The sequence below is a fragment of the Magnetovibrio sp. PR-2 genome, from assembly GCF_036689815.1.
Classification (GTDB): domain Bacteria; phylum Pseudomonadota; class Alphaproteobacteria; order Rhodospirillales; family Magnetovibrionaceae; genus Magnetovibrio.
Window position 1 is genome coordinate 1 of the sequence record NZ_JBAHUR010000041.1, and the last position, 905, is coordinate 905.

1 protein-coding gene is annotated in these 905 nt (G+C 53.8%); it reads left to right on the forward strand.

Annotated elements, in window-relative coordinates:
• Positions 1–77: 77 nt before the first annotated feature.
• Positions 78–905: hypothetical protein (locus V5T82_RS18120; RefSeq protein ID WP_332897082.1), on the forward strand; the 828-nt coding region annotated here is incomplete at its 3' end.

Below are 905 nucleotides of genomic sequence, written 5' to 3' on the forward strand. Positions count from 1 at the left end.
GATTGAATAGATGTTTGGGGATTTCCCTGTTACCATAACAATCAGATCATTTGGGGTGCAGGGGGAGGGTAACAGTCATGAAAGTTGTGAGTATTCTTGTCACTCTGGGCCTCCTGACTTGGCCCGGTATCGCCATGGCTGAAGAACGGGTTCCTCTCACGGAAGTATCGGGGCTTGCGAATTATATCGACCACTTGACTGAGTTGGTGGAACAAAACAACACCGCCGCAATCCGCGACCATGTGGCTACTGAATTCTTTGTCGAGCGTGACTTCGGTGGCAGTTTCATGGAGGGTGCGCCTGGATGGTGGAACTTCGCTTTCGTCTATCCGTTTGCGTCACGCATCGTCAATCCTGACGAAGACTGGGTTAAGGAGATCGAGGCAGCACGCCCCATGTATCACCCTGACCAGGACTTGGCCCTTTATCTACAGGGGTTAAGAGAATCCCTAGGGGTCGGCGCATCGTTTTGGGATCCCGAATACATCGAGGTTTCCCGGCTAAAATTCTTGGCTGATTTGCCAAGGTTCTTTGTGGAAAAACGCAGTGGACAGCAGGGGGACGTGTATTGTGGAGAAGCCTATCCATCCCCCCGGGATTGGATTGCAGGCGCTGACCCTTCCATGTCTGGCCTGGAGGCCTATGTTGAAGCCGAAGGCCTCAACCGCCGCCAAGCTCCTTCGCGCCAGTCACCGGTCATTGGCCGCCACGAAATCGAGGACATCGTCGAAATTGCAAGCGACTATCCTGTTGAGGACCCTAAGGGCGACTACCGCTGGGTGAAGGTGGAGGCGTACTGGACGGAAGACTCCTTTGCGCCCGGATATGTCGCCGCACGCCATTTGTCACTGCTGCAAAATCCACAAATTTGTTTTTCCAAAACTGCCAGAGCTGGTGAGTGGGGT